Consider the following 21,873-nt stretch of genomic DNA (forward strand, 5'->3'; position numbering starts at 1 on the left):
GAGACCGGCGCACGGCCCGCGGTCAGTACTTCCCGGAGCTGCCCTTGCCACCCCGTAGCTTGTCGATCATCTGCTGGGCCTTCGCGCGGTTGCGCGGGTCCTGCGCGTAGCGCTTGGCCTGCTCGGTGAGCTTCCGCCCTTGCGGGCTCTTCAGGAATTTGCTGATCTTGCTGAGCGGGCTGGCCATCATCTCCCCATTTCTTGGTAATCAATCAGTCAACTCGCGTAGGGCCAGCTGAGTTCCCAGGGGCCGCGCCAGCCCCTGGCGCTCCGGCGCAGGACCCCGGGAGGGGTTGTCGCTGAGCGACAAACTGAGTGACATCAAGTGCGACGCAACCCGGACGGGTGTGGACTCCGGTGGACGCTGACCAGGCCCATCGAGCCGTACCCGCAGGTCTGAAGGCGGTGTCAGATGCCTGGCGGTCAGGGTCAAGCGCGTTTGGGCCGAGCCCATCGAACTGCCTACGTCGTTGACAGGGCGGACGTCGAGTTGGCCGCCATAGTGAATGCGGTGGTGGTGATGGCCCCGGCGACCAGCTCGGCCAGGTCATGGGCGGTGATGTCCGTGGCTGGGCGGGTATGGCATCCCGATTGTCGGTGTCGAGGCGGATGAGGGCGTGGACATGCACGCCCCTGCGGCGTGGTACCGGCGACCTTCGGCCTCAGGGCGCGGACACCGGTGTGGTGGGCAGCCACGACCAAACACCAGGTTTCGCGCGGGCCGCTGTCAATGGCCGATACCGTGCCATCCCCGACATCCCGCAACGCAGCAGAGGGCCAGCTCGGGTGTCGACGCTCCCGTGATGGATAGGAGGCTGAGGTGGCCGAGACGACGCGGACCGAGACGATGGTGGGCGAGGTGATGGCCGAGCTGGCCGAGCTCGAGGACCCGAAGACACGTGAGGTGAACGAGAAACATGGTGACGATCACGGTGTGAACCTCAGCAAGCTGCGCGCGCTCGCGAAGCGGCTGAAGACGCAGCACGAACTCGCGTGCCAGCTCTGGGAGGCGGATGACACCGCGGCGAGACTGCTGGCGATCCTGATCAGCCGCCCGAAGGTGTTCGAGCGTGACGAGCTGGACGTGATGTTGCGGGAGGCGCGCACACCCAAGGTGCACGACTGGCTCGTGAGCTACGTGGTGAAGAAGAACCCGCACTGCGAAGCATTGCGCCTGGCCTGGTCAGCCGATCCGGATCCAGTTGTCGCGAGTGCCGGCTGGGCGCTGACCACCGACCGCGTGACGAAGAAGCCTGGTGGCCTCGACCTCGCAGGGCTGCTCGACGTCATCGAGGCGGAGATGAAGGACGCCCCGGATCGCCTGCAGTGGGCGATGAACCACTGCCTGGCTCAGATCGGAATCGAGCACGCCGAGTACCGCGCCCGTGCAATCGACATCGGTGAGCGCCTGGAGGTGCTCAAGGGCTACCCGACTTCCCCGGGCTGCACGTCTCCGTTCGCGCCCATCTGGATCACCGAGATGGTGCGCCGACAGGTTCCTGCTGATACCCGCCGTGGTCATCGGGTGTCCACCGCCTTGTGACGATCGGTTGCGTGATCCGACGAAGCACCTGCCGCGGGGGAGCGGGGCGCAGGTCGGGTCCCGCTCGACGGTCACCTCGCGCCCTCCGCAGGCCACGCTGAATCTTCCCGCTACGTCACGGCGGAGCTGTAAAACCTGGCGAACGACCCCAGCGGCTCGCGGACGGTGTGCTGGGTGTTGACGCGGTCGTCCTGATCCGCATGTCCGAGCGCGACGCCGCAGACGATCAAGTGATCGTCGGGTATCGTCACGTGCCTCCGCACGACTGAATGAAAGTCGATCAGCGACGCCTGCGGGCATGTGTGCAACCCGAGCCCACGAGCGGCGAGCATCAGCGCCTGCAAGAACAACCCGGCATCCACCAGCGCGCCCTGCAAGGGAGCGGTGCTGACGGTGAGGATGATCTCCACCGGTGCGCCGAAGAATTCGTAGTTGCGCCGATGCTGCCGACGCCGGCCGGCAGAATCGCCGTTCGCGATCCCGAGCGCGTCGCCGTACAGACCCTCCCCGAACTTGCGGCGGCGCGAGCGGAACGGCTCGGGCCATTGGTTCGAGCGTGGCTGATAGTCGTACTCCTCGCTCTCGATCTGTTCCGCGTCGAAGGCGCGCAGCAGGTCCTCGCTCAGGGCCTGCTTCGCAGCACCGGTCAGCACGTGCACTTGCCAGGGTTGCGTATTGGAGTTGCTGGCCGACTGGTCTGCCAGCATGAGTAGTCGCTCGATGTCCACTCGCGCCACTGGCGTCGGCAGAAACGCCCTGCAGCTGTGCCGCGTGCGCAATGCGTCCTCGACCGTCGTCATTGAATTCATGACGCCCCTTTCGTGCGGAAAACTCGCACGCCGCCTGTTCGCGTCAACGACGTCGTGTCGTAGCCCATACAGTCACACTCCCTCTACAGCCACCATCCCTCGCAGGTGCCACACGGCCGGCGGGTGATGTCGTACGAGATCCGCCCCGCGGGCAGGCAGTACAGCGCGATCAGGGCGCCGGCCTCGGCTTCCGGGTAGTGGTGGCTGCCCGGTCCCGGTGCCGTCGAGCCCAGCCCGCTCCGGCCGCGGTCCCATCAGCTGGTCGTGGCCCAGCGGCACGACCAGGTTGAGCTCGCCGTACGGATGCTGAAGCAGCGCAGGACGTCGTGCGGTTCGGCGATGCGGCTTGCGGCCGTCCACCTCCAGATTCGCCGCCCGGCCGCCACGGACACCTTCAGTGATCATGCGGGACGGGTCGTCGTACACAGCGCTGCCAGGTCGGTGAGTCTGGTTCAGCCGGGTCTCCAGCTCACCGCCTGGTCCGGTTCTTCACCTCTGCGTGAAACGGCATGCTCCGGCCGGTCAGGTCCTGGTCGGTTGCCATCGTCAACTCCTTTTACTCCGGGTCAGCACCACTGCGCATGGTGTCGTGACCGCGTCCCGCACGGACTCGTCACAGGACACGTCGAACTCGATCGCTCGCAGCTGCACGCTCTTTTTCGCTCCGCGTTGTCGCCGGCCACGTCGTGCATGCCGGCGAAGTCCGCGGCGTCGACCAGCGCACGGGCAGCAGGGGCGCCTGATTCCTGTGAAAGCGCCGCTGACGAGGATGGTCTTGGTCATGCTCGTTCGCTCCTGGAGCTCGTCCCAGTCGACCCGCCGGGGCCACCGCGCGGCAGGGATTGACGGCGACCCCGGCGGATACCCCCCCGGCTGGAGCAAGCACGAAGATCACCGCTAGCCGGAGGCAACGAGGCCGTGACAGCTCACTCGATCGACACGCCCCTTGTCGGCGTCCGGGGCCTTCGAGATCGGTCCGACGTAGGATCCTTGGCCGCACATGCACTATCCGATGGCGATCGGCTTCTTCGCACCCGTCGAACTACTGGGTACATACCCGTGGATGCCAGTCGGTCGGTTCCCGGGATGCCGGGCCGACTGCCCGTGGTGAGTAATGCGCCGACTCCACTCGACGTAGCACCGAGATGGCGCCGGCCGGTAAGGATCCCGCGGCCTACCTGCAGGCCTACGAGTGGTGGCGTTGCCGGGGGCGCAGCGGCGGACTGCACGGTCTGGTTCCGTAATCTGCAGTCGCTGCGTCCGGCGCGGGCTGCCGTGGATGGGCCCGGTCGCCGTGCGTCGTGAGCCGACACGGATCGACCATCGCGGTCACACCGCCGCGTCCGGCTGACGCCATCGGGTCTGCGTTCGCCCTAAACCCGCACCCTCGTCGTGGGTCGACGTGTGGTGGCCTCAGGGAGGTCGGTGGGATGACGCGCGCCATCCCGGAGACCTGTCGCTCTGCGAGGGCAGGTGCACCTGACCGCCGCCGGCGACCACAAACCTTGCCCGATGTCTGTAGGGGTCGGAGCCGCGCGGGACGACGCAACGTCGGCCGGCGTGGCGGATAGCCTGGTGGTGGCGCTCGCGTCGAGGTCGTCAGCTGATTTTGTGGCGACGCGGTGGCCCACTACACGATGGAGCCCCTCGCATCCCAGGGCGGGTCGACCGGTCAGTCTGGTTGCAGCGGTAGCTCGACGAGGATCGCCGTCCCTTCCCCGGGGCGGCTGTCGACCTCGATCGACCCGCCCAGGGCCTGCACCCGGTCGCGTAGGCCGATCAGGCCGGACCCTCCGGCGGGATGGGCACCGCCGATGCCGTCGTCGCGGATCGACAGGCGCAGCAGGGTGTCGCGTTGTTCGACGGTGACGTGCGCGCACGCGGCGGGGGCGTGTTTGGTGGTGTTGGCGAGCGCCTCCGACACGACGTAGTAGGCCGCCACCTCGATCGGGGGCGCGAAGCGGGTTTGCGCCCGAAACTCCAGCTCCACCGGGATCGCGGTGCGGCGGGTGAGTGTGCGCAGGGCCGGGCCGAGCCCGCCCTCGGAGAGGATCGCCGGGTGGATGCCATGGGAGATCGTGCGCAGCTCCTCGATCGCCCCGTCGAGCTCGTGCACGACCCGACCGATCCGCGTGTGTAGCTGGGGGAGGTCCGCGGGCAAGGCGGCCTGGGCCAGGCGCAGCGTGAGGCCGAGCGAGACCAGGCGCTGCTGGGTGCCGTCGTGCAGGTCGCGTTCGATGCGGCGTCGGGCGTCGTCGGCGGCGGCGACGATTCGGGCCCGGGAGGCGGTGAGCTCGGCGCGGCTGTCGGCGTTCGCAAGCGCGGTGCCGACGAGTTCGGTGAACCCGGCCATGCGCTGCTCGGTATCGGCCGGGAAGTGGTCGTGCCGTGCCCCGGCGCCGATCGCGCCCCACAGCCGCCCCTCGACGACGATCGGCGCCGCGACCGACGTCCGGAGTCCCAACCGGCGGACGGTGTCACCGGCCGCGCCGGAGGCTTGGCTGTAGTCGTCGCAGCGAGCCGGACAGCCCGTACGCAAGGCAGCCGCCATGGCCAGTGGCGGCTCAGGCTTCCAGCGGCTTCCCACCGGGAGCTCGGCGGGGTGTACGCCGGCGCCGGCGGCGACGGTCGTTGCGCCGTCGGGATCGAGGCGGACGATGATCGTGCCGTCTGCGCCGAGGACGTGGCCGACCTCCTGCGCAACGGCCGAGAACACCTCGGCCGCCGGTGTGCCGCGGGCGACGAGCGTGGCGACCCGGCGCAACGCCGCTTGCTCGTCGGCGAGCACGCGCAGCTCCTCGCGGCTCGCGGCGTTCGCCTTCGCCAGGGTTTCGGCCTCACGGGTGCGGCCCTCGGCCAGGGCGACAATCTCGCTGACCGCGCCGGCGATGAGGAGGAACGCAACCAGAGCCACCACGTCGTTGAGGTCGGCGATGGCGACGTCGTAGAGCGGCCGGATGAAGTAGTAGGCCAGCAGCGCCGCGGCCGCGACCGCAGCGGCCAACGCCGGAACCAGCCCACCGACCAGCGCCACCACCACGACAACGAGCAGGAAGAGCAGCATCTGGCTGGGCAGGTTAAGGACGCCGCGAAGCCGGGTCAGACCCAGGGTAAGTAGGGGAAGAAGGACCAGCCCGATCACAGTCCCGGCGAGCCGCCGCCGCATGGAAGGCCCCGCGCGCCCTGCAGCCAGCCGGCGTCGTGCCGCGGCGGGCTCCGTGGAAGACGATTTATGCACGTCAAGGTCGCCCTTCCCGTCAAGCTGGTGACAGAAGCGCCAGTGCCCGGTCCCGTCGGCAACTGGGCCGGCTGGGACAGCCAGCGCCCTGGACGAGCCTGCGTGCTCAGCAAGGGCGAAGTCCGCAGCGCGGCGGGAATGTGTCGCCGACCACAGCATCCTAGAACCCGGCCGCTGCGGGCGGTGCCGCATCATCGAGCAGCAGGACCTCACCCGCGAGCAACGGCGACTTCACCGTCCGCGCGGGATCCCAGCGCGGGCCGTGCTCGCCGCTTCGGTTCTCGGGCGCCTGGATGGCCCCCGCAGCGGGAACTCCCATCCGTTTCTCTCAGGTGGTCTTTGCGAGCCCGAGTCGCGGATACGCGTCTTGACTCGCGAACAGTCCCATCGCGCTCTACCTCCCGATACTCAGGGCAGCGCCAAGTCATGATCTTGGTATGGAGGTTCCGGCGTGATCATGCTCGATGCGCGGCTCTGGCATGGGTGGTGGCCGTCCGCGCGCGATTATTCAGGTCGGTACGGGTTCGCCGGCCGTGCCCGATCCGGTCAGACGATGGTGTAAAGCGCCTGGTTGAGGCGGAAGTCGCCGCCGCGTGTGAACCGGTGCTACCGGAGGAGGCGGGAGCGGACAGACGCAGGCCAGAGCGGCGAAGGTGGCCCAGGAGCGGTACGGCCATCCGCTCCCGCCTGCGGAACGGTCGCGTCCGCCCAGTCGACCTGCGTTCCCCGCAGCTGAGCCCACCCAGCAGGCAACGCCACGGCCGCACCCGCCTCGAGGAGCAGTACCCGAGCCTGCGGGTCCCGGGACAACCCCGCGGCGACCACACAACCCGCCGTACCACCCCCGACGATGACATAGTCGTGTGCCATGCACCCTCCATTGCGCACCACGAAACTCGCAGTGCCACAGCCATCTGATCAACAGCCTATTTTCGCAACGTTGCAATTCAACTGCCGGCGGGGTTCCGTAAATGGCGGAAGATCGATCACGTAAAGCCGGTGTTGACCGTGCTCACCGCGCCAGTCGGCCGGAGCCATCGCGAACTGTTGCCGAAACGCCCGTTCGAACGTCCTGAGATCCAGGTATCCCACGGCCGCCGCGATACGCGACATCCCCAGCCTCGTTCGAGAGTTGCAAAATCGCACACGAGCGATCTAAAGAACATAAGTCATATTTCGACCAAGGGGCCCAAGGTCCCATTCAATCGAGGCGTCCTATACATGTTCCATCTACTGATCATTTATCGTCAGTTCAGATTTGATTGGCTCCTCGGTTCCACTATTACTCCACGCTAGGGGTCTGTCACTCAGCGCACGGAATACTCCCCGTGGGGTAATAGTGCGGAGCTCGACACCGAATGCGGATAGGGGGGTAAGTCAGTTGTACAACCGCAGTCGGCATGGCCGTCACGGCGAACATGTGCAGGACTCTTCGGTACATGGTCACCGACGGCACAACGATGCGCGATCGACGAGGGGTGGCTACAGTCCGGAGCAGCTAGCCGTGATGATCCTGCAGCGTTCTGCGGGTAATCGCGCGGTCACCCGGTTGATCGAGTTGCAACGGGCTGAATCAGAGTCCGCGCCGGAACCGACGCATGTGCCAGAGGTGCTCCGCAGTAGTGGCCGGTCGCTGGAGTCGAGCGTTCGTGCCCGAATGGAGGAAAGCCTCGGGGCGGATTTCTCTCGGGTCCGGATGCACACTGACACGGTCGCGCAGCGGTCCGCACTCGAGATCGGCGCCCGTGCCTACACCTCTGGTCAGCACGTGGTGCTCGGTGCCGGAGCGAGTGACCTGCACACCCTGGCTCACGAGTTGTGGCACGTGCGGCAGCAGAGCCGTGGCCCGGTGTCGGGCACCGATGCGGGTAACGGTCTGTCGATCAGCGATCCGCACGATCGTTTCGAACGCGAGGCCGAGATGATGGCGGACCGCGCGGTCGGCGGACGCCGGTCCCTGGCGCCGCTGGACCGACCGCTCGCCACGGCCGTGACACACGAGACCGGATCCGGTCTGTCCGTACAGCGGGCGCCGTTCTTCGGATCGTCGGAGACCGCTGACGTGGCCGCGCTGGCGGATGCGGGTCGGAGGAAACGTCTGGAGCGCGACTACGGACCCTTGGTGGGACCTCACCGGGTCAAGCCGGAATCCGAACTTGCAGATGACGAAAATGTCCGGCTCAACCCAGTGTGGTACCGGCTCGAGGATTTTCCTCCAGCGCTCCTTCTGGACCGCGGACGACAGGCCGTCTGGTGCTTCTCGGTCGGTGCCCGCGGAGAGATCCTGATGGGCACCGAGATGATCGACACGGTGGTCGAGGACGCAGAATGGACTCGGCTCTTCAACGGAATGCATGAGAAGGACCCCGCGCTCACCATGCAGGACCTGCGGATGCGACTGAACGCCTCGGGCCATCCGACCATTGCGGCAGGATTCGAGTCGCTCGGCCGAACGAAGACCCAGCCGGCCAGGTTCTCGGGGGAGTTGCTCTGGAGCGGCCCGGCGGAGGGCGAGCAGGGGCCCGGCCATTTCGTCATCAACGACAAGTCCGGTCGCTACATGGGTCGCAAGGTGCGTCCCGGGCTCAGGACCGAGGACTCCCTGCGGTGGATGGACAATGTCGCTCGCCGGATGAGCCGACACTTCGGAGTTGTGATCGGACTGGCCGAGACGAAGCACGGCGCATGACCGTCTGATCGCTGAACGTCGCGAAGAAGTCGATGGGGATTTGCTGTAACACGCCGGCGTATTCGAGGTGCAGGTCGTGCCCACTACGTGGATTGCTCACGGTGGTTGTCCCGGGCCGACGCCAGCGCATCTCAATGATCTATCGCCGCAGTCACGGCGACGTGGATTGTCCCCGACCCATGCGGCGGTGGACGCCAGGGCCGGTCATCGAGCGATCAGCTCGACGCGGAGGATCCGGTCGTCGCCGGTACGGGGGTCGGTGCCTCCCCAGGTCGCCTCGTCGGTGTTGGAGGTGACGATCCACAGCGTGCCGTCCGGGGCGAGCTCGACCGCTCGGATCCGCCCGTACTGGCCGACGAAATGCGAGATCGGCTCGCCGGCAGGCTGCCCGGAGCTGACCGGGAGCTGCCAGAGCCGTTGCCCGGACAGAGCACCCATCCAGAGGGAGTTGGCGGTCAGTGCGATGCCGGAAGGCGACGCCTCGTCCGGGTGCAGCGCGAAGATCGGCGGTTCGCCGGTGGATCCCGCGACACCCTCGGCTGCGGGCCACCCGTAGTCCAGGCCGGGTCGTAGGAGGTTGACCTCGTCCCAGGTGCGGTGGCCGAGCTCCGACGCATACACCGCGCCGTCCGGCCCGAACGCGATCCCTTGCACGTTGCGGTGCCCCAGTGAGAACACCGCGGTACCGAAGGGGTTGCCCGCCGCCGGTGAGCCGTCCGGGCGGATCCGCAGCACCTTCCCGTTGAGCGAGTTCGGGTCGGGGGAACGGCCGCCCTCGAACGCGTCGCCGGTGCCGATCCAGAGGTTGCCGTCCCGGTCGAAGACCAGCTTGCCCCCGTGGTGACGGTCCGCCGTGCCGATCCCGTCCAGGACGATCCGCCCGACGGTCATGGAGCGCAGGTCCTCGGCGACCTGCACCGCGACCACCCGGTTCGTCGGGCTGGCGGACACGTACGCGTACACGGTCCGGTCGACGGCGAAGTCCGGGGAGGCGGCAAGGCCCAGCAGGCCGCCCTCGGCGCTCTCGGTCACCCCGGGGATCGTCCCGACCCTCGACACCGACCCTCCGCCCGGCGGGACATGGCTGATGTCACCGGAGTCGCGGCTCGACACCAGCGCCGATCCGTCCGGCAGGAACGTCAGACCCCACGGCATACGCAGTCCCGAGGCCACCTCGGTGACCGCCCCCAGCCGCGGGACCTCGACCGGAGCCACGGGCCCTCGCGGTGCGCCGGTCACCGGTGGAACCACCGGGCTGACCGCGGGTGCGCTGTCGTCGTCGGGGTAGTTGCGGCTCGAGACAGCGGTGCTATCGGTGGGCGCTGAGTCGAGGGGGCCCCCGGGCGTGGCTGCACATCCCGCCACAAGCGCGAGAGCGAGCAGCGCCGGCAACGGTGAGCGAGACTTCCTGGGCATCTCGTCATCCCTCGCTGTCGAGGCCGGCCATCTGCTGCTCGGGGTAGCGCTCACCGGCGGCGGCGGGCACGGCCGCTCCGATGGCCCCGATGACCTCATCGCTCGGGACGAGGTCGGCGGCCGCGAGCGACTCCTGCAGACGGTCGCGTCCCTGGGCGCCCACGAGCGGCACGACATCGGCGCCACGGGAGGCCACCCACCCGATCGCGACCTGTGCCACGGTGGCCCCGATCGACTCCGCGACCGTACGCAAGGCGTCGACGAGGGCCAGGTTGACGGCCAGGTTCTCACCCTGGTGGATCGTGGCGATGCTCTCGGCCTCGTCGGCCGGGCCGTAGAGGTCGGACATACCCATCGCGCCGAGTCCCAGCGCAGAGACCTGCGGGCCGTCGGTGCCCAGCCTGCGCGTGTCCATTGTCATCCTCCTCGGGTCGGTCTCGCTTCCAGCGATAACCGAAGCATGTTTCCAGTGATTATGCAATCATCGATAACGGCTCTGTGTTATCGTTGGAAACATGGACGCGGACGCGACCCGAGGGCGCATCGTCGAGGCGGCGGCTGAGCTGCTGGCGGAGGGCGGGCGCGAGGCGGTGTCGACGCGGGCGGTGAGCGCCGCGGCGGGTGTGCAGGCACCGACGATCTACCGCCTCTTCGGTGACAAGCAGGGTCTGCTCGAAGCTGTCGCCGTCCACGGGATCGCCGAATACCTGCACAGCAAGACCGTTCGGGAGCGGGATCCGGATCCGGTGGTGGACCTGCGGCGGGGGTGGGACCTGCACGTCGGCTTCGGGCTGGAGCACCCCGCGCTCTACGCGCTCGTCTTCGGGGAAGCGCGGCCGGGCGTCGAGTCGGCGGCCGAGCGCCAGGCCGCCGCTGTGCTCGCGGGCATGATCCGGCGCGTCGCCGCGGCGGGCCGCCTACGGGTGGGTGAGGAGCGGGCTGCGCACCTGGTGCACTCGACGGGGCGCGGCGTGACGCTCACGCTGATCGGCATGGCTCCCGAGCAGCGCGATCTCGACCTCTCCGAGTTCGCCCGGGAGTCGGTGATCAGTGCCATAACGACCGACGGACGCGGCCGCACCGAGGCCGGTGCCGGGTCCGTCGCCACGGCTGTGACACTGCGGGCCCTCCTGCCGGAGCTGACGGTGCTCACCGACGCCGAGCGTGGGCTCCTGCGGGAGTGGCTCGACCGGGTCGCCGCCGAGGGCCGAGCCGCGCCCCGCGCCTCCTGACGAAACGGCAGCCGTCTGCTGGTGGCCCGGGCCTGCCGCGCGGCCGGGCTGCGCCGCCAGGACCACGCCGGACTCGCCGGTGTGACGGTCGATACCGAGCAGCACCCGCGGTGCGGTCAATGTGTAGAAGCCGGCTGAGCGCAGGGCTTCGTGCCCCTCCGGGGCGGGTACCCAGCCGTTCGGTCTCCACCGCGTGCGCTTTCAGCAGCGGGACGAGCTCACGGGCGTTGGACATCTACTCCGTTCCGCGGGTTCGCGCAGTGCACCGGATGCGAATTCCGCGACATTCACAGCGTCCCCTCTGGTCGAATTCCGTAGCCGCCCGAGCCCACCGAAACGGACGATCGAGGCGCCGCCCTCAGACAACCCCTGTGATCTGTTTCTCGACGCCCAGGAGGGCCCGCCCGTAGATCTCCCTGCCCAGCGAGGTCGACACCCCCGCATGCCGGGATCCGGTGGCCAGGTCGCGCCAGAACCGCTGGAGTGGGTTGCTGCGACGGAAGCCCGCGATTCCGCCGATGTCGAGCAGCAGTTCCATTGCCTCCCGGCACCGCTGCATGACCACGCCGTTGTCCATCCTGATGCGGGCCCGGGCCGCAACGTCCAACCGGCGGCCGTCGATCGAGGCGGCTTCGATGTCGGCGGCCGCGCGGTAGGCGTGCAGCCGGGCGGTGTCGATGAGTGAGGCGGCCTCGGCGATCCCCAACTGGACACTCGGCGAGCGGATCGCATCGGTGTAGGTCGAGCCGGTGATCGGCTTCCCGCCACCCAGCGTCTCGAGCACATGCTCCAACGCACCCTGGGCCATCCCGGTGATCGGGCCCGCGAGCGACACCCGCAGCCACGATTGAACCCGCGCGAGATAGACCCGCTCGCCCTCCTGCCACCGCTGCCGCGAACCGCGCAACCTCCGCGCGGCCATAGTGCGGTACTCCGGCACGAACGCATCACGAACGACGACGCTGTCGCTGCCGGTGCCCTCCATGCCGGCCATGTCCCAGCTGTCTTTCACCTCGATGTCGCAGGCCGGGACAAGGACGAGGCGGTCATCGGGCTCCCGCGTCGAGCCGGCATCGACGAGCACCCGCAACAGCACCCACTGCGCCTGATGGATCCCCGAGGCGTAGCGCCATTCCCCGCTGACCCTGATCCCACCCGGCGCCGACCGCACCGAGTTCGACGGGGCACGTTTCAGCGCCGCGCTCACCGCCACGTGAGCGTCCGTGCCCCAGATGTCGCACCGGGCCTGATCGTCGAACAGCGAGGCCATGAACGCAGAACCGCAATAAATCTTCCCGACCCAGGCGCTCGCCCCGCAGCCACGAGCCAGCTCCGCGAACACGTCGATGACCGTCCGCACGCCGGCCTCGCGACCACCGAACCTCCGCGGCGCGGTCAACGTGTAGAAACCCCCCGCGCGCAACGCCGCATCCACCTCCGGCGTCAGATTCCCCCGCCGTTCGGTCTCCGCCGCCTGCGACCGCAGCAGCGGCACCAGCTCCCGAGCAGCAGCGGTCAGCTCCGCCCGTTCAGCCGGGTCGTTGAGATCGGTCGGCACGGACACGGACGCACTCATACAGTCCCCTCGATGCTGTCGGCAATTTCGCCCGGCCTGCGATCGATTGACCGGAATCGACATAAAAGCCCACCCCGATCGAGCGCCGGAGCGGGCTTCGTCCCTAACTGCACACGCCCCACGATAAGGGCGTCGCTTTCCGCTCGACCCGAGATCCCCCATGACCGCGACTCACTCGACAGTACCCCGCCGAGGAACGGGTATCCGCGGACAAGTCCGACCCTCTAGTACCCACATGAATGAAAGTATTCACGTCGACCAACTTGATTCGGGCGGCGCCGGCGTCCCCCGTCGATGGGTGTTGCTATCGGTGTCCGTCATTTGCGGGAGTTGTCCAGGTATTGCAGGATCTCGTGGGCGGCGAGCTCGATGTCCTTGTGGCCCCACTCCGCGGCTCGATAGTGGCAAGAGATGATCCCCATCCGATGGATGCGCGTGTAGTCGCCGAGGACGAAGGCATAGCGGCGCTTGGTGTGCTCGTCTGCGCCGTCGGTGAGGCCGAGATGCCAGGCGGCGTACTCGTCCCAGGTGTGGGTCTTGAGATAGCGAGTGGCATCGGCGGCGGAGGGTTGAACGTCTCCCCAACGGCTTCGGAGGACGTAGCGTCGGGCGTCGATGAGGTGGTGGGCGTGGTCGACCGCGGCGTCGTTGACCCGGTACTTCGGCATGCGCTGATGGTGGCGTAGCAGGGCTGTTCGTGCAGGATCGCTGTCGCGGCTCGGGGGTTCGGTCGCTGGCTCCGCCCGGTCTCACGTTCGGGGCGCCCACCGCTCGCACCTGGTACTGCTGGCCTTGCGCGCTTGCGGATTTTTGTCCGACAAGCATACAGTCGGACGCCACCGTCGGTCGCGGCGGCGGAGCAAGCCGACCCGAGGGAGCAGAGATGTACGACGTCCCGTGTCGGGACGGCACCCGAGAACCGAAGGTGAACGAGTTCATCTACATCACCTTCGACGTGGCGGCGACGCGGCGTACGTGAAGGGGCGGAAGCCGCACATCGAGAACGCGATCGGCTACGGCGGGGCGCACCAGGAGACTCGGTCCTCGGCATTCGCGCCGCGACGTCGGCGGTGCTGATCCTGCTCAAGGAGATCGAAGCGGCGGGGGTGGCGCTGCCCGACGACAAGTCCTGACCCACGACCTCGAGCTAGGAGCGGAATCCGATGGTGGATCGCCTGAAGGACAAGGTCGCGCTCATCACCGGCGCAGCCCGCGGCCAGGGCCGTGAGATGGCCGAGTTGTTCATGCGCGAGGGTGCGACGGCCGTCGTGTCGGGCGACGTCCTCGACGCAGCCGACGCCGTGGACAGCAAGGTCACCTTCGTGAAGATGGATGTCACACAGCCCGATCAGTGGAAGTCCGTCGTGGCGGACATCGTGGCCGAGCACGGACGTATCGACATTTTGATCAACAACGCGGCGGTGTGCGAGTACGAGCCGATCCTCGAGACGACGGACGAGCAGTACGACCGGGTGCTCGATATCGACCTGAAGAGCATCTTCCTCGGCATGCGCGAGGTGCTGCCGCACATGATCCAGCAGCGGGCGGGCTCGATCATCAACGTCTCGTCCATCTGGGGCCTGGCCGGCGTGCCCAACTCGTATGCGTATCAGGCCGCCAAGGGTGCGATCCTCAACGTCAGCAAGAACGTCGCGGCCACCCACGGCCAGGACGGGGTGCGCTGCAACTCCCTCCATCCCGGCTACATCCTCTCGCCGATGAACGAGTACCAGGCTCCCGAGATCAATGCGGCGCTCATTGCGGGCACCGTGCTCAAGCGACCGGGCGTGCCGATCGAGACCGCGTACGCGGCGTTGTTCCTCGCCAGCGACGAGGCCAGCTATGTCACCGGCACCTCACTCGTCGTCGACGGCGGTTACCTCGCGCCCTGATCCGAAGGTGATGCCGAGGACGGGCGAGGGGGATCCGATGGGCTCGGATGCGGTGGGGTTGGTGGGTGCCCCGGGTGCTCGCCCACACCCGGGCCCACACCGGGGTCGGTGGCATCGAGCCGACCGGCCACGGGTCGTCCGGACTCCGGCCCGGGATTTGCGGGTCGATCATGGCCGCTGCTCGAACTGGACGACGAAGGAGAATGCGCCCACTGCAGACTGTGCAGCGCTACTACCAGGATGACGTGAGGCCACGGCGCTCGGCGGACGTGGTCGAAACGTCGAGCACGACATCACCACCACTGTCGAACCCGAACCGGCTGCTCGAGCCCAGTGGTGCGAACTGACGCATAGGATCGGCGAACCGCGTCGCGCCTACTTCGAAAGCTGCTCACCCGGCTACTACGGCGGCTACGGCAACGTCAACCGCAGCTTCCTCAACGACGTCCACAACGCCGGAGTGATCGAGCTCTGGTCCATGATCAAGAAATGGTGGGAGCCCGTCCAAGATCAAACACCCTATGAGGACAGGCTCTAGTCGAACAAGTCAGGCTGCTGGGTGGTGATCTGGTCCCATAGGGGACGGAAGCTCAGCCAGCCGGCGTAATGCGACCCGACCTCCTTGCGTGTGAACTCCGCAGTCTCGTCGTCGATGCTGATCGGAGTGCCCGCCGCCATCGCCAGCAGTTGCACCCGGCATGAGCGCTCGAGCGTAATGAACCACCACGCTGCTTCGCCGACGGTGTGTCCGCAGGTGATCAACCCGTGGTTCCGCAGGATCGCGCCCTTGGTGTCCCCGACGGCGGCGGCAATGCGCTGGCCCTCGTCCTGGTAGCCCGCCGGGCCGCCGTATTCGGTGTAGAGCCCGAGATCCCGATAGAACGCCGCACCATCTTGTGTGATTGGGTCGAGTGGCACTCCGAGCGAGGCGAATGCCATGCCGTGCAGCGAATGGGCGTGTGCGGCGGCGATCACGTCCGGCCGCGCCTGATGCACCGCGGAGTGGATGTAGAAACCGGCCTGGTTGACCACGCCATTGCCCTGGACGACCTCGCCCTGCTCGTTCACCAGCAGCAGATCGGAGACCCGGATCTGGCTGAAGCTCATCGAGAACGGGTTGAGCCAGAAGTGGTCGGGATACTCGGGATCACGTGCCGTGACGTGGCCGGCGACTCCCTCTGAGAATCCGAACTCTCCGAAGAGGCGGAAGGCTGCGGCGAGTTCCCGCTTGCGCAGAAGTCGCTCCTCGGCGGAGCTCAGATTCTGCGGTGGGGCGGGCAGGCCACTGTCACCGGCCCGGAAAACGTTCACCTCGCCGTGCCGCCCTCGCTGTTCGACGGGGGCATCATGAACATCTGTTGCCATGGCTCGAGCCTAGAAAGCAAGCGCGTAATGTGGCATGGATAGACCAGCCAGCTTTCGTCCTGGCATTGTAGGGTTTCTCTACATGACAACATGGCTGGATCTGCTGCTGGGCGCGATGCGCCCGCGGAGTGCGACACCCCGAACAGTTGCCTTCGCCATGTCATGCCTGCGCGAGACCGGGCGTTGACATGATCCGTAGCAGGATGTGGAGGTCCAGGGAGCGGGGCGGCTTACGCCAGGAGTCGCCGAGCAGGTCGTCCAGTACGGCGACGCGCTGGTAGATCGTGTTGACGTGGACTCCCAGCGCCCGCGCCGCCGGAGCTACCCGACCCCCATGGTCGAGATATGCCTTCATCGTCGCCAACATGGGGATGCTGCGGCGCTGCTGCTCGCGCAGAACAGGGCCGAGCTCGTGGTCGAACTGCGCGTGCATCGCGCGCCGTCCGGTGTGGGTCAGCAGGATCCGGTAGAGGCCGAGTTGCTCCGCCGTGGCCGCCTCGCCGTGTCGCCCGAGCGTCAACAGGGCGTCCAGCGTGGCAACTGCGTCGGTGTAGCAGTTATGCAGCTGCATGGGCCGCTCGGCGGGCCCGGCGACGCCGGCGGTCGCTCCATGTCGTGAACCAGCGCTCCAGTCACGCACCAGTGCGTTCGGTTCCTGCGTGGGAACGATCGCGACAAGTCGGTCGCCGTCGGGCACGACCACGCTGTGTGCCGGTAGCCCTGTAGTCAGGTCGTCGCGACTATCGCGAGGTACCTCGCCTTGCCAGGCGGCGGCGATGACGCAGTAAGCGGTAGCGGGGTCGAGACCGGCGTTGCGCATCCTCTGACGCAACGCCCTCGGGTCGGACGCGGGCCGGGTCAGCAGGTCGATAGCCATCGCGTCCCGGGTCAGGCGGGTCGCTTCGGACACCGCGCGCTCCCTGACCATCGCAAGTGCCACCGCCGGAGCTGCCCGTTCGAGCAGCAGCAGGTCATCTGCGTCGTCCTCGCCGTCGACCACGAGCAGCGTGGCAAGTACCTCGCGGTCGGCGACGACGCCGGCGACGAGGACTGCGTCGGACCCTTCGCCGAGCGCAGACGGTCCTGATCGGGGGTGCGCGCTGATCGACGCGAGTGCATCCGACAGCGCCGGGAAGCGCTGCGCGAGATCCGCCGGTGCGGGCGCGCCCTTGTCGAGGAGGACGACTCGGCCGCTGGCCGCGGCGGCGATCTCGGCCACGAGCTCCTCGACCCCGCCCCCACGCAGGACAACGCGGGTGAGCTGCCGATCCCATGCGAGGGTTCGCTCGAGTCTCCGGTTCGCGGCCTGCAGTTCTGCCGCCGTCTCGCGGTGGCGCTGCAGCGTGGTCGCGTTGTCGATCGCGATCGCGGCATGTGATGCCAGCGAGGCCAGCAGGGCGACCTCATCGTCGGTGAAGTGACGTTCGCTGCGTTTACACGCGAACAACGCTCCGAGCACCCGCTCGCGGATCTGCAGGGGAACGCCGAGCAGCGCATGGAGTTGCTCCGCGGTGGCGATGTCGTCGAACCCCCTGAACGCCGTGTCACCGGTGTAGTCGCTGGTCCAGTACGGCTCGCCACGCCCGATGACGAGGCCGAGCATTCCTGCTGACCGTGGGATACGTCGACCGAGCAACTGTGTGGTCAAGCCGCCGCTGACGACCTCGAAGACGGTCTCGTCGCCGCGGATCAGGCCGATGTAGGCCAGGTCGACACCGAGCAGCCGCCGGGCCTGCACCGCGATCTCCTGAAGGAGATCGTCGACGACATGTGTGCTCGTCAGTTGTGCGGCCACATCGTTCAGCGCCGTCAGTTCGGCAGCTCTGCGGCGACGCTGCTCGAGCAGCGCGCGTAGCTGCAACGCCGCCTCGAGTTGCCGCTCGCCCTCGGCCAGCCCCTCCCCATGACGGTGCATGTCCTCGACCGGAACGTCGGCCAGCAGGAGGTCAAGCCATGTTGTCATGTAGAGAAACCCCACAATGCCAGGATGGAAGCTGGCTGGTCTATCCATGCCACACTACGCGCTTGCTTTCTAGGCTCGAGGCATGACAACTGCTGTGGAGGATGCGGGCCACTGATTCCTGACATTCCGGTGTATTGCCGTAACGGGCACTCTGGGCCATATTCGCCCATCGCAGAATATTTGCAATTGATCAACAAAAAGGATGCCCATGTCGAGCCCACCCACCAGCGCCGGGGCCGCCGCTACACCCGAAACCATCGCTGTGGTCGGCACCGGTGCGGTGGGCACGGCCCTGGCCGCCTGGTTCGCACGTGCCGGACACCGCGTAGTGGCCGGCAGCCGGAGCGCGCCGGAGCGGCCAGTGGTCGTGATCGATGAGGGCGACGGCCCTCGGGCTTACCCGGTGCGCTGGCACACCGATCCGGCCCAGGCAGACACCTCGGCGGACTGGGTGTTCGTGGCCACCAAACTGCCGCACACACCGGCGGCGGCCAAGTGGCTACCCGCGCTGGTCGGCCCGAGCACCCGCATCGTCGCCGCCCAGAACGGGGTCGATCACCGCGAGCGGTTCGCCGAACTCACCACCGCGCCCGTCGTGCCCGCGCTCGTCTATTTCATCGCCGAGCGACTCGCGGTGGGCAGCGTGCAGATTCGCCACGCCGATCCTGAGTTGGTGCTGCCCGACGACGAGATCGGCCGGCAGGCCGCCCAGCTGTGCAACGACAGCGGCATCGTCACCGAAACCGAACCCGACTTCACCACCCAGGCCTGGCGCAAGCTGCTCATCAACGCCACAGCGAACCCGCTGACCGTCCTGACCCGCCGGCGGCTCGAGGTGCTCGGCGAACCACCGGTCGCCGAGCTGGCCCTGGCTCTGTTGGAAGAGACCGTCCAGGTGGGACGGGCGGTCGGGGCCCGGTTCGACGAGTCCTCGCCCTCGGAGGCACTGGTCAGGCTCCAAGCGTTCGACCCGCACGGCACCACCTCGATGCTGCAGGACCTGGAGAACAACCGAGGCCTGGAACACGAAGGACTGACCGGCACGGTGGTACGCCTGGCCCGCCGGCACGGCATCCCCACCCCGGTCAGCGACACCATCCTGGCCCTGCTGCGTGGCCTTTCCGTCAACGACCGAGCACGAGACACAATCTGACGCCCGGCGCACCCTCCTGTCAGCGCCGTAGCTATGCCCCTGTGCAGGCGGACCGTGTGGCGAGTCATTCACACCCGGAGAGTCTGCATATTCTTCCTCAGTCGAGCTGCTCTCCTTTCCTACGAGAAATTCTTCTTCTCGCTCAACCCGGAGGTGGGAACGTGACCCGTCGTTTCTGGCGCCGCACGATGCCTGCGGCTGCCGGGTTTTTGTTGGTTTCGGTATTTGTTGCCGGGTGTGGTGCAGGCCCTCGGGGTGATGCGAGACCGTTTGCCGATCGCGCCGGCTACCGCATCGGCGTGTTGCAGATCAGCTCGGCTTCCGTGATCGATGCGACGGTGCGCGCGTTTCGGGACGGGCTGTCCCGGGCGATGGCACCGAAGCCGGTGACGTTCGATGTGATCAATGCGCAGGGCGATCAGAGCCTTATCGCGAGCGCGGCGCGGGATCTCGCCGGCTCGGCCGACGACGCCCTCGCGGTGATCGGGACGCCCGCCGTGATCGCGTTGGCTCATCAGGAGACAAGCCGCCCGATCTTTGCGCTCGCGATAGGCGATCCGGTGGGTGCCGGCGTCGCGACGAGCCTGGAGCGGCCCGGCGGGAACGTGACCGGCAGCATCGACTACGTCGACCCGGCGCGGCTGCTCGATCAGATCATGACGGTCCGGCCGGCGCCGACCCGGCTGGGCACCGTGTACGACCCGTCCAATCAGAACATGGTGGTGTGGATCGACGCCCTGCGCCGGGCTGTCGCTGCGCACCCCGGGCTCGAGTTGGTGGAGGCGACCATCTCGGGGCCTGCCGATGTCGCGAGCGGGGCCCGCAGCCTCGTCGGACGCGCCGACGCGGTGCTCGTCGGGCCGGACGCGGCGGTGTTGGCGGGCCTTCCGGCGGTGGGCTCCACGGTCGGCGCGGCCGGCGTTCCGGTCTACGTGTCCGGCGGGGATTCGAACGTCGACGGCGTGCTGGCGAGCATCGGGCCGGACTACCCGACCCTCGGGGTGCTGGCCGCCCGGGCAGCGGCCAGGGTCCTGACCGGGACGCCGGTGAGCGAGGTCCCGTTCGGTCGCCCGACCGGAATCAACTTCGCGATCAACAAGAAGACGATGAACCAGCTCGGTCTCAGCTTCCCGCAGGCAATCCTGAGCACGGCGACGGTGCGCTGATGCTCGAGCACCTCCTGCTGGACACCCTGGTCACCGGTCTGCCGCTGGTGGTGGTGTTCCTCGGGATCCACACGGTGTTCCGACTGCGCAGCGACTTCGACCTGACCGTCGAGGGGAGCTTCGCGCTCGGCGGTGCCGTCACCGCGATCGCTCTCGTGGCCGGGATCGGTCCGGTCCTCGCTGTGCTGGCCGGCACCTGTGCCGGGGCGCTCGCGGGGCTCGTCACGGCTGTGCTGCACCTCGTGCTGAAGGTGCCGGTCCTGCTCGCCGGGCTGGTGATGAGCATCGGCCTGTTCAGCGTCACGCTGCACGTGCTCGGAGCGCCGACGGTGAGTCTGCTGGGCGCCATCACACTGTTCGGGCACGGCGGGGACATCTCGTCCTCGGTGCTGCTCGCCGCGATCGTCGCCGCGGTGCTTGCGCTGTATGGGTTGTTTCTGCGCACCGAGATCGGGCTCGCGCTGCGCGTGTGCGGGGCCAATCCGCAGATGGCCCGCAGCCAGGGTGTCGACGAGCGGGCCATGACCATGCTGGCGCTCGTGCTCGCCAACGGCCTGGCCGGTTTCGGGGCCGCGCTCGTGGTGCAGACCCAGGGGTACGCGGATGTCAACATGGGCATCGGAACGTTCGTCGCCGGTGTCGGGGCGATCCTGCTCGGCGAGCTGATCGCGCGCCCGGACGGCTCGGCGATCAGGCGGATCCTGATCTGCGTGCTCGTGGGCACGCTGGTCTACCGGCTGATCCTCGTCGGCGCTCTGCGGATCGGACTGCCCGCCGCGGACCTGAAGGGCGTGACCGCGTTGACGCTGGTGATCGCGGTGGCCGCACACCGCTACCTCGGCTCCGGACTGCGCCGGGTTGGCCGCGTCCTGGCCCGCGAGCCGATGCAGGCGTCCTGATGCTGGAGATCCACGACGTCCGGCTTGTCTACAACCAGGGCCGTGCAGACGAGATCACTGCACTCGACGGACTGACGCTGACCCTGGCCGACGGCCAGTTCGCTACCGTGATCGGGAGCAACGGCGCCGGCAAGAGCAGCCTGGTCCAGGTCGTCTCCGGCGCCGCGCGGCCGACCGCGGGCCGTGTCCGGCTCGACGGGACAGACATCACCCGCCAGCCCGAGTACCGCCGGGCCGGCAGGGTGGCGCGGGTATTCGATGACCCGCGGGCCGGAACAGCGCCAGGGCTGAGCATCGAGGACAACATGGCGCTCGCGATGGCCAGAGGCCGGCGCCGGTGGCTGCGCTTCGCGCTCGGCCGCACGCAACGCGCGCGGATGCGCGAGCAGCTGGCACGCCTCGGTCTCGGCCTGGAGAACCGGCTGGCCGACAAGGTCGGGCTACTCTCGGCGGGCCAGCGACAGAGCCTGACCATGGTGATGGCCGCCCTGGCCCGGCCCCGCGTGCTGCTGCTCGACGAGCACCTCGCCGCGCTCGACCCCGCCACCGCGATCCGCGTGCGCGGCCTCACCCAACAGCTGGTCGCGGAAATGGGCACAACCACGCTGATGATCACGCACAACATGCAACACGCACTCGAACTCGGCCAGCGGCTGCTGGTGATGAACCGGGGGCGGGTGATCGCCGACCTCGATGCGGACACCAAACGCCGGACCACCGTCTCCACGCTCGTCGATCTGATCACCGCCTCCCAGGACACCGCGAGCGACCGGCTCCTGATCACCGACAGAGCACCACCGGAGAGGACCTGATGGCGGCGACACCCCACAGAGCCCGTCATCAGCGGCAACCACCCCGCCGGGCGTCCGAGGCCAGCCGGGAGATATGGATCTTGTTTCGCGGGATTCATGGTTCGGAAGCGCGTGCGCCCT

At 68.0% G+C, this 21,873-nt stretch carries 20 protein-coding genes; 8 read left to right on the forward strand and 12 right to left on the reverse strand.

Annotated elements, in window-relative coordinates; all coding sequences use genetic code 11:
- Positions 1 to 22 precede the first annotated feature (22 nt).
- Complete coding sequence (locus tag ACQPZQ_RS16055; protein WP_433296427.1) at positions 23 to 187, reverse strand: hypothetical protein; 165 nt, start codon at positions 185 to 187, stop codon at positions 23 to 25.
- 660 nt (positions 188 to 847) lie between these two features.
- Here ACQPZQ_RS16055 and ACQPZQ_RS16060 point away from each other — a divergent pair.
- The gene (locus tag ACQPZQ_RS16060) at positions 848 to 1,543 is read left to right on the forward strand and encodes a DNA alkylation repair protein (protein ID WP_433299241.1); all 696 of its coding nucleotides are present in this window, start codon (positions 848 to 850) and stop codon (positions 1,541 to 1,543) included.
- Positions 1,544 to 1,653: 110 nt separating this feature from the next.
- Here the strand turns inward: ACQPZQ_RS16060 and ACQPZQ_RS16065 are convergent, their stop codons facing one another.
- The 5 genes from ACQPZQ_RS16065 to ACQPZQ_RS16085 form a co-directional block, all read right to left on the reverse strand.
- Positions 1,654 to 2,343 (reverse strand): nitroreductase, encoded by a 690-nt coding sequence (locus ACQPZQ_RS16065; RefSeq protein ID WP_433296429.1) that lies wholly within the window; start codon positions 2,341 to 2,343, stop codon positions 1,654 to 1,656.
- Between the two features lie 92 nt (positions 2,344 to 2,435).
- Positions 2,436 to 2,585: a DUF4863 family protein gene (locus tag ACQPZQ_RS16070; RefSeq protein WP_433299243.1), complete on the reverse strand. Its 150-nt coding sequence runs from the start codon at positions 2,583 to 2,585 to the stop codon at positions 2,436 to 2,438.
- 1,439 nt (positions 2,586 to 4,024) lie between these two features.
- Positions 4,025 to 5,785 carry a GAF domain-containing sensor histidine kinase gene (locus tag ACQPZQ_RS16075; RefSeq protein ID WP_433296431.1) on the reverse strand — a complete coding sequence of 587 codons (1,761 nt, stop codon included), beginning with the start codon at positions 5,783 to 5,785 and terminating at the stop codon, positions 4,025 to 4,027.
- Positions 5,751 to 5,909, reverse strand: a complete 159-nt coding sequence (locus ACQPZQ_RS16080) for a hypothetical protein (RefSeq protein WP_433296433.1) — start codon at positions 5,907 to 5,909, stop codon at positions 5,751 to 5,753. Before ACQPZQ_RS16080 ends, ACQPZQ_RS16075 begins: the two co-directional genes overlap by 35 nt.
- Positions 5,910 to 6,196: 287 nt before the next feature.
- Complete coding sequence (locus ACQPZQ_RS16085) at positions 6,197 to 6,460, reverse strand: NAD(P)-binding protein (protein WP_433296435.1); 264 nt, start codon at positions 6,458 to 6,460, stop codon at positions 6,197 to 6,199.
- Positions 6,461 to 6,929: 469 nt separating this feature from the next.
- On the opposite strand from ACQPZQ_RS16085, the gene ACQPZQ_RS16090 reads away from it, so the two are divergent.
- The gene (locus ACQPZQ_RS16090) at positions 6,930 to 8,279 is read left to right on the forward strand and encodes an eCIS core domain-containing protein (protein WP_433296437.1); all 1,350 of its coding nucleotides are present in this window, start codon (positions 6,930 to 6,932) and stop codon (positions 8,277 to 8,279) included.
- A gap of 204 nt (positions 8,280 to 8,483) precedes the next feature.
- Here the strand turns inward: ACQPZQ_RS16090 and ACQPZQ_RS16095 are convergent, their stop codons facing one another.
- Together ACQPZQ_RS16095 and ACQPZQ_RS16100 are read right to left on the reverse strand one after the other, a co-directional pair.
- A complete protein-coding gene (locus ACQPZQ_RS16095; RefSeq protein WP_433296439.1) occupies positions 8,484 to 9,695 on the reverse strand; it encodes a PQQ-dependent sugar dehydrogenase in 1,212 nt (403 codons plus the stop codon).
- Between the two features lie 4 nt (positions 9,696 to 9,699).
- Positions 9,700 to 10,110 (reverse strand): aldo/keto reductase, encoded by a 411-nt coding sequence (locus ACQPZQ_RS16100; protein ID WP_433296441.1) that lies wholly within the window; start codon positions 10,108 to 10,110, stop codon positions 9,700 to 9,702.
- A gap of 100 nt (positions 10,111 to 10,210) precedes the next feature.
- Between ACQPZQ_RS16100 and ACQPZQ_RS16105 the strand changes: the two genes are divergently transcribed.
- A complete protein-coding gene (locus ACQPZQ_RS16105; RefSeq protein ID WP_433296444.1) occupies positions 10,211 to 10,927 on the forward strand; it encodes a TetR/AcrR family transcriptional regulator in 717 nt (238 codons plus the stop codon).
- A gap of 358 nt (positions 10,928 to 11,285) precedes the next feature.
- On the opposite strand, the gene ACQPZQ_RS16110 is transcribed toward ACQPZQ_RS16105, so the two are convergent.
- The gene (locus tag ACQPZQ_RS16110; RefSeq protein WP_433296446.1) at positions 11,286 to 12,566 is read right to left on the reverse strand and encodes an acyl-CoA dehydrogenase family protein; all 1,281 of its coding nucleotides are present in this window, start codon (positions 12,564 to 12,566) and stop codon (positions 11,286 to 11,288) included.
- A gap of 254 nt (positions 12,567 to 12,820) precedes the next feature.
- Complete coding sequence (locus ACQPZQ_RS16115; protein WP_433296448.1) at positions 12,821 to 13,171, reverse strand: hypothetical protein; 351 nt, start codon at positions 13,169 to 13,171, stop codon at positions 12,821 to 12,823.
- 495 nt (positions 13,172 to 13,666) lie between these two features.
- On the opposite strand from ACQPZQ_RS16115, the gene ACQPZQ_RS16120 reads away from it, so the two are divergent.
- Entirely contained in the window at positions 13,667 to 14,395 is a 729-nt protein-coding gene (locus ACQPZQ_RS16120; protein ID WP_433296450.1) for an SDR family NAD(P)-dependent oxidoreductase, read from the forward strand.
- A gap of 534 nt (positions 14,396 to 14,929) precedes the next feature.
- On the opposite strand, the gene ACQPZQ_RS16125 is transcribed toward ACQPZQ_RS16120, so the two are convergent.
- Entirely contained in the window at positions 14,930 to 15,760 is an 831-nt protein-coding gene (locus tag ACQPZQ_RS16125) for a class II aldolase/adducin family protein (protein ID WP_433296452.1), read from the reverse strand.
- Positions 15,761 to 15,920: 160 nt separating this feature from the next.
- Positions 15,921 to 17,723: a helix-turn-helix domain-containing protein gene (locus tag ACQPZQ_RS16130; RefSeq protein ID WP_433296454.1), complete on the reverse strand. Its 1,803-nt coding sequence runs from the start codon at positions 17,721 to 17,723 to the stop codon at positions 15,921 to 15,923.
- A 208-nt stretch (positions 17,724 to 17,931) separates the two neighbouring features.
- Between ACQPZQ_RS16130 and ACQPZQ_RS16135 the strand changes: the two genes are divergently transcribed.
- Genes ACQPZQ_RS16135 through ACQPZQ_RS16150 form a run of 4 tightly spaced genes read left to right on the forward strand, consistent with a single transcriptional unit; the run spans position 17,932 to position 21,753 of the window.
- On the forward strand, positions 17,932 to 18,876 hold the full coding sequence (locus tag ACQPZQ_RS16135) for a 2-dehydropantoate 2-reductase (protein ID WP_433296457.1): 945 nt from the start codon (positions 17,932 to 17,934) through the stop codon (positions 18,874 to 18,876).
- A 41-nt stretch (positions 18,877 to 18,917) separates the two neighbouring features.
- Positions 18,918 to 20,042, forward strand: a complete 1,125-nt coding sequence (locus ACQPZQ_RS16140; protein ID WP_433296459.1) for an ABC transporter substrate-binding protein — start codon at positions 18,918 to 18,920, stop codon at positions 20,040 to 20,042.
- Positions 20,042 to 20,941, forward strand: a complete 900-nt coding sequence (locus ACQPZQ_RS16145) for an ABC transporter permease (RefSeq protein WP_433296461.1) — start codon at positions 20,042 to 20,044, stop codon at positions 20,939 to 20,941. Before ACQPZQ_RS16140 ends, ACQPZQ_RS16145 begins: the two co-directional genes overlap by 1 nt.
- Positions 20,941 to 21,753 carry an ABC transporter ATP-binding protein gene (locus ACQPZQ_RS16150; RefSeq protein ID WP_433296463.1) on the forward strand — a complete coding sequence of 271 codons (813 nt, stop codon included), beginning with the start codon at positions 20,941 to 20,943 and terminating at the stop codon, positions 21,751 to 21,753. The genes ACQPZQ_RS16145 and ACQPZQ_RS16150 overlap by 1 nt, the downstream gene beginning before the upstream one ends.
- The last annotated feature ends 120 nt before the right edge of the window (positions 21,754 to 21,873 follow it).

Source organism: Pseudonocardia sp. CA-142604, assembly GCF_050948475.1.
Lineage (GTDB): Bacteria > Actinomycetota > Actinomycetes > Mycobacteriales > Pseudonocardiaceae > Pseudonocardia > Pseudonocardia alaniniphila.

What these genes read in the sequence shown, in the direction of transcription:
- ACQPZQ_RS16055 (WP_433296427.1), bottom strand. Translation starts at nt 187, where the DNA reads ATGGCCAGCCCGCTCAGCAAGATCAGCAAATTCCTGAAGAGCCCGCAA.
- ACQPZQ_RS16060 (WP_433299241.1), top strand. Translation starts at nt 848, where the DNA reads ATGGTGGGCGAGGTGATGGCCGAGCTGGCCGAGCTCGAGGACCCGAAG.
- ACQPZQ_RS16065 (WP_433296429.1), bottom strand. Translation starts at nt 2,343, where the DNA reads ATGACGACGGTCGAGGACGCATTGCGCACGCGGCACAGCTGCAGGGCG.
- ACQPZQ_RS16075 (WP_433296431.1), bottom strand. Translation starts at nt 5,785, where the DNA reads ATGATGCGGCACCGCCCGCAGCGGCCGGGTTCTAGGATGCTGTGGTCG.
- ACQPZQ_RS16080 (WP_433296433.1), bottom strand. Translation starts at nt 5,909, where the DNA reads ATGGGAGTTCCCGCTGCGGGGGCCATCCAGGCGCCCGAGAACCGAAGC.
- ACQPZQ_RS16085 (WP_433296435.1), bottom strand. Translation starts at nt 6,460, where the DNA reads ATGGCACACGACTATGTCATCGTCGGGGGTGGTACGGCGGGTTGTGTG.
- ACQPZQ_RS16095 (WP_433296439.1), bottom strand. Translation starts at nt 9,695, where the DNA reads ATGCCCAGGAAGTCTCGCTCACCGTTGCCGGCGCTGCTCGCTCTCGCG.
- ACQPZQ_RS16100 (WP_433296441.1), bottom strand. Translation starts at nt 10,110, where the DNA reads ATGGACACGCGCAGGCTGGGCACCGACGGCCCGCAGGTCTCTGCGCTG.
- ACQPZQ_RS16105 (WP_433296444.1), top strand. Translation starts at nt 10,211, where the DNA reads ATGGACGCGGACGCGACCCGAGGGCGCATCGTCGAGGCGGCGGCTGAG.
- ACQPZQ_RS16110 (WP_433296446.1), bottom strand. Translation starts at nt 12,566, where the DNA reads ATGTCGATTCCGGTCAATCGATCGCAGGCCGGGCGAAATTGCCGACAG.
- ACQPZQ_RS16115 (WP_433296448.1), bottom strand. Translation starts at nt 13,171, where the DNA reads ATGCCGAAGTACCGGGTCAACGACGCCGCGGTCGACCACGCCCACCAC.
- ACQPZQ_RS16120 (WP_433296450.1), top strand. Translation starts at nt 13,667, where the DNA reads ATGGTGGATCGCCTGAAGGACAAGGTCGCGCTCATCACCGGCGCAGCC.
- ACQPZQ_RS16125 (WP_433296452.1), bottom strand. Translation starts at nt 15,760, where the DNA reads ATGGCAACAGATGTTCATGATGCCCCCGTCGAACAGCGAGGGCGGCAC.
- ACQPZQ_RS16130 (WP_433296454.1), bottom strand. Translation starts at nt 17,723, where the DNA reads ATGACAACATGGCTTGACCTCCTGCTGGCCGACGTTCCGGTCGAGGAC.
- ACQPZQ_RS16135 (WP_433296457.1), top strand. Translation starts at nt 17,932, where the DNA reads ATGTCGAGCCCACCCACCAGCGCCGGGGCCGCCGCTACACCCGAAACC.
- ACQPZQ_RS16145 (WP_433296461.1), top strand. Translation starts at nt 20,042, where the DNA reads ATGCTCGAGCACCTCCTGCTGGACACCCTGGTCACCGGTCTGCCGCTG.
- ACQPZQ_RS16150 (WP_433296463.1), top strand. Translation starts at nt 20,941, where the DNA reads ATGCTGGAGATCCACGACGTCCGGCTTGTCTACAACCAGGGCCGTGCA.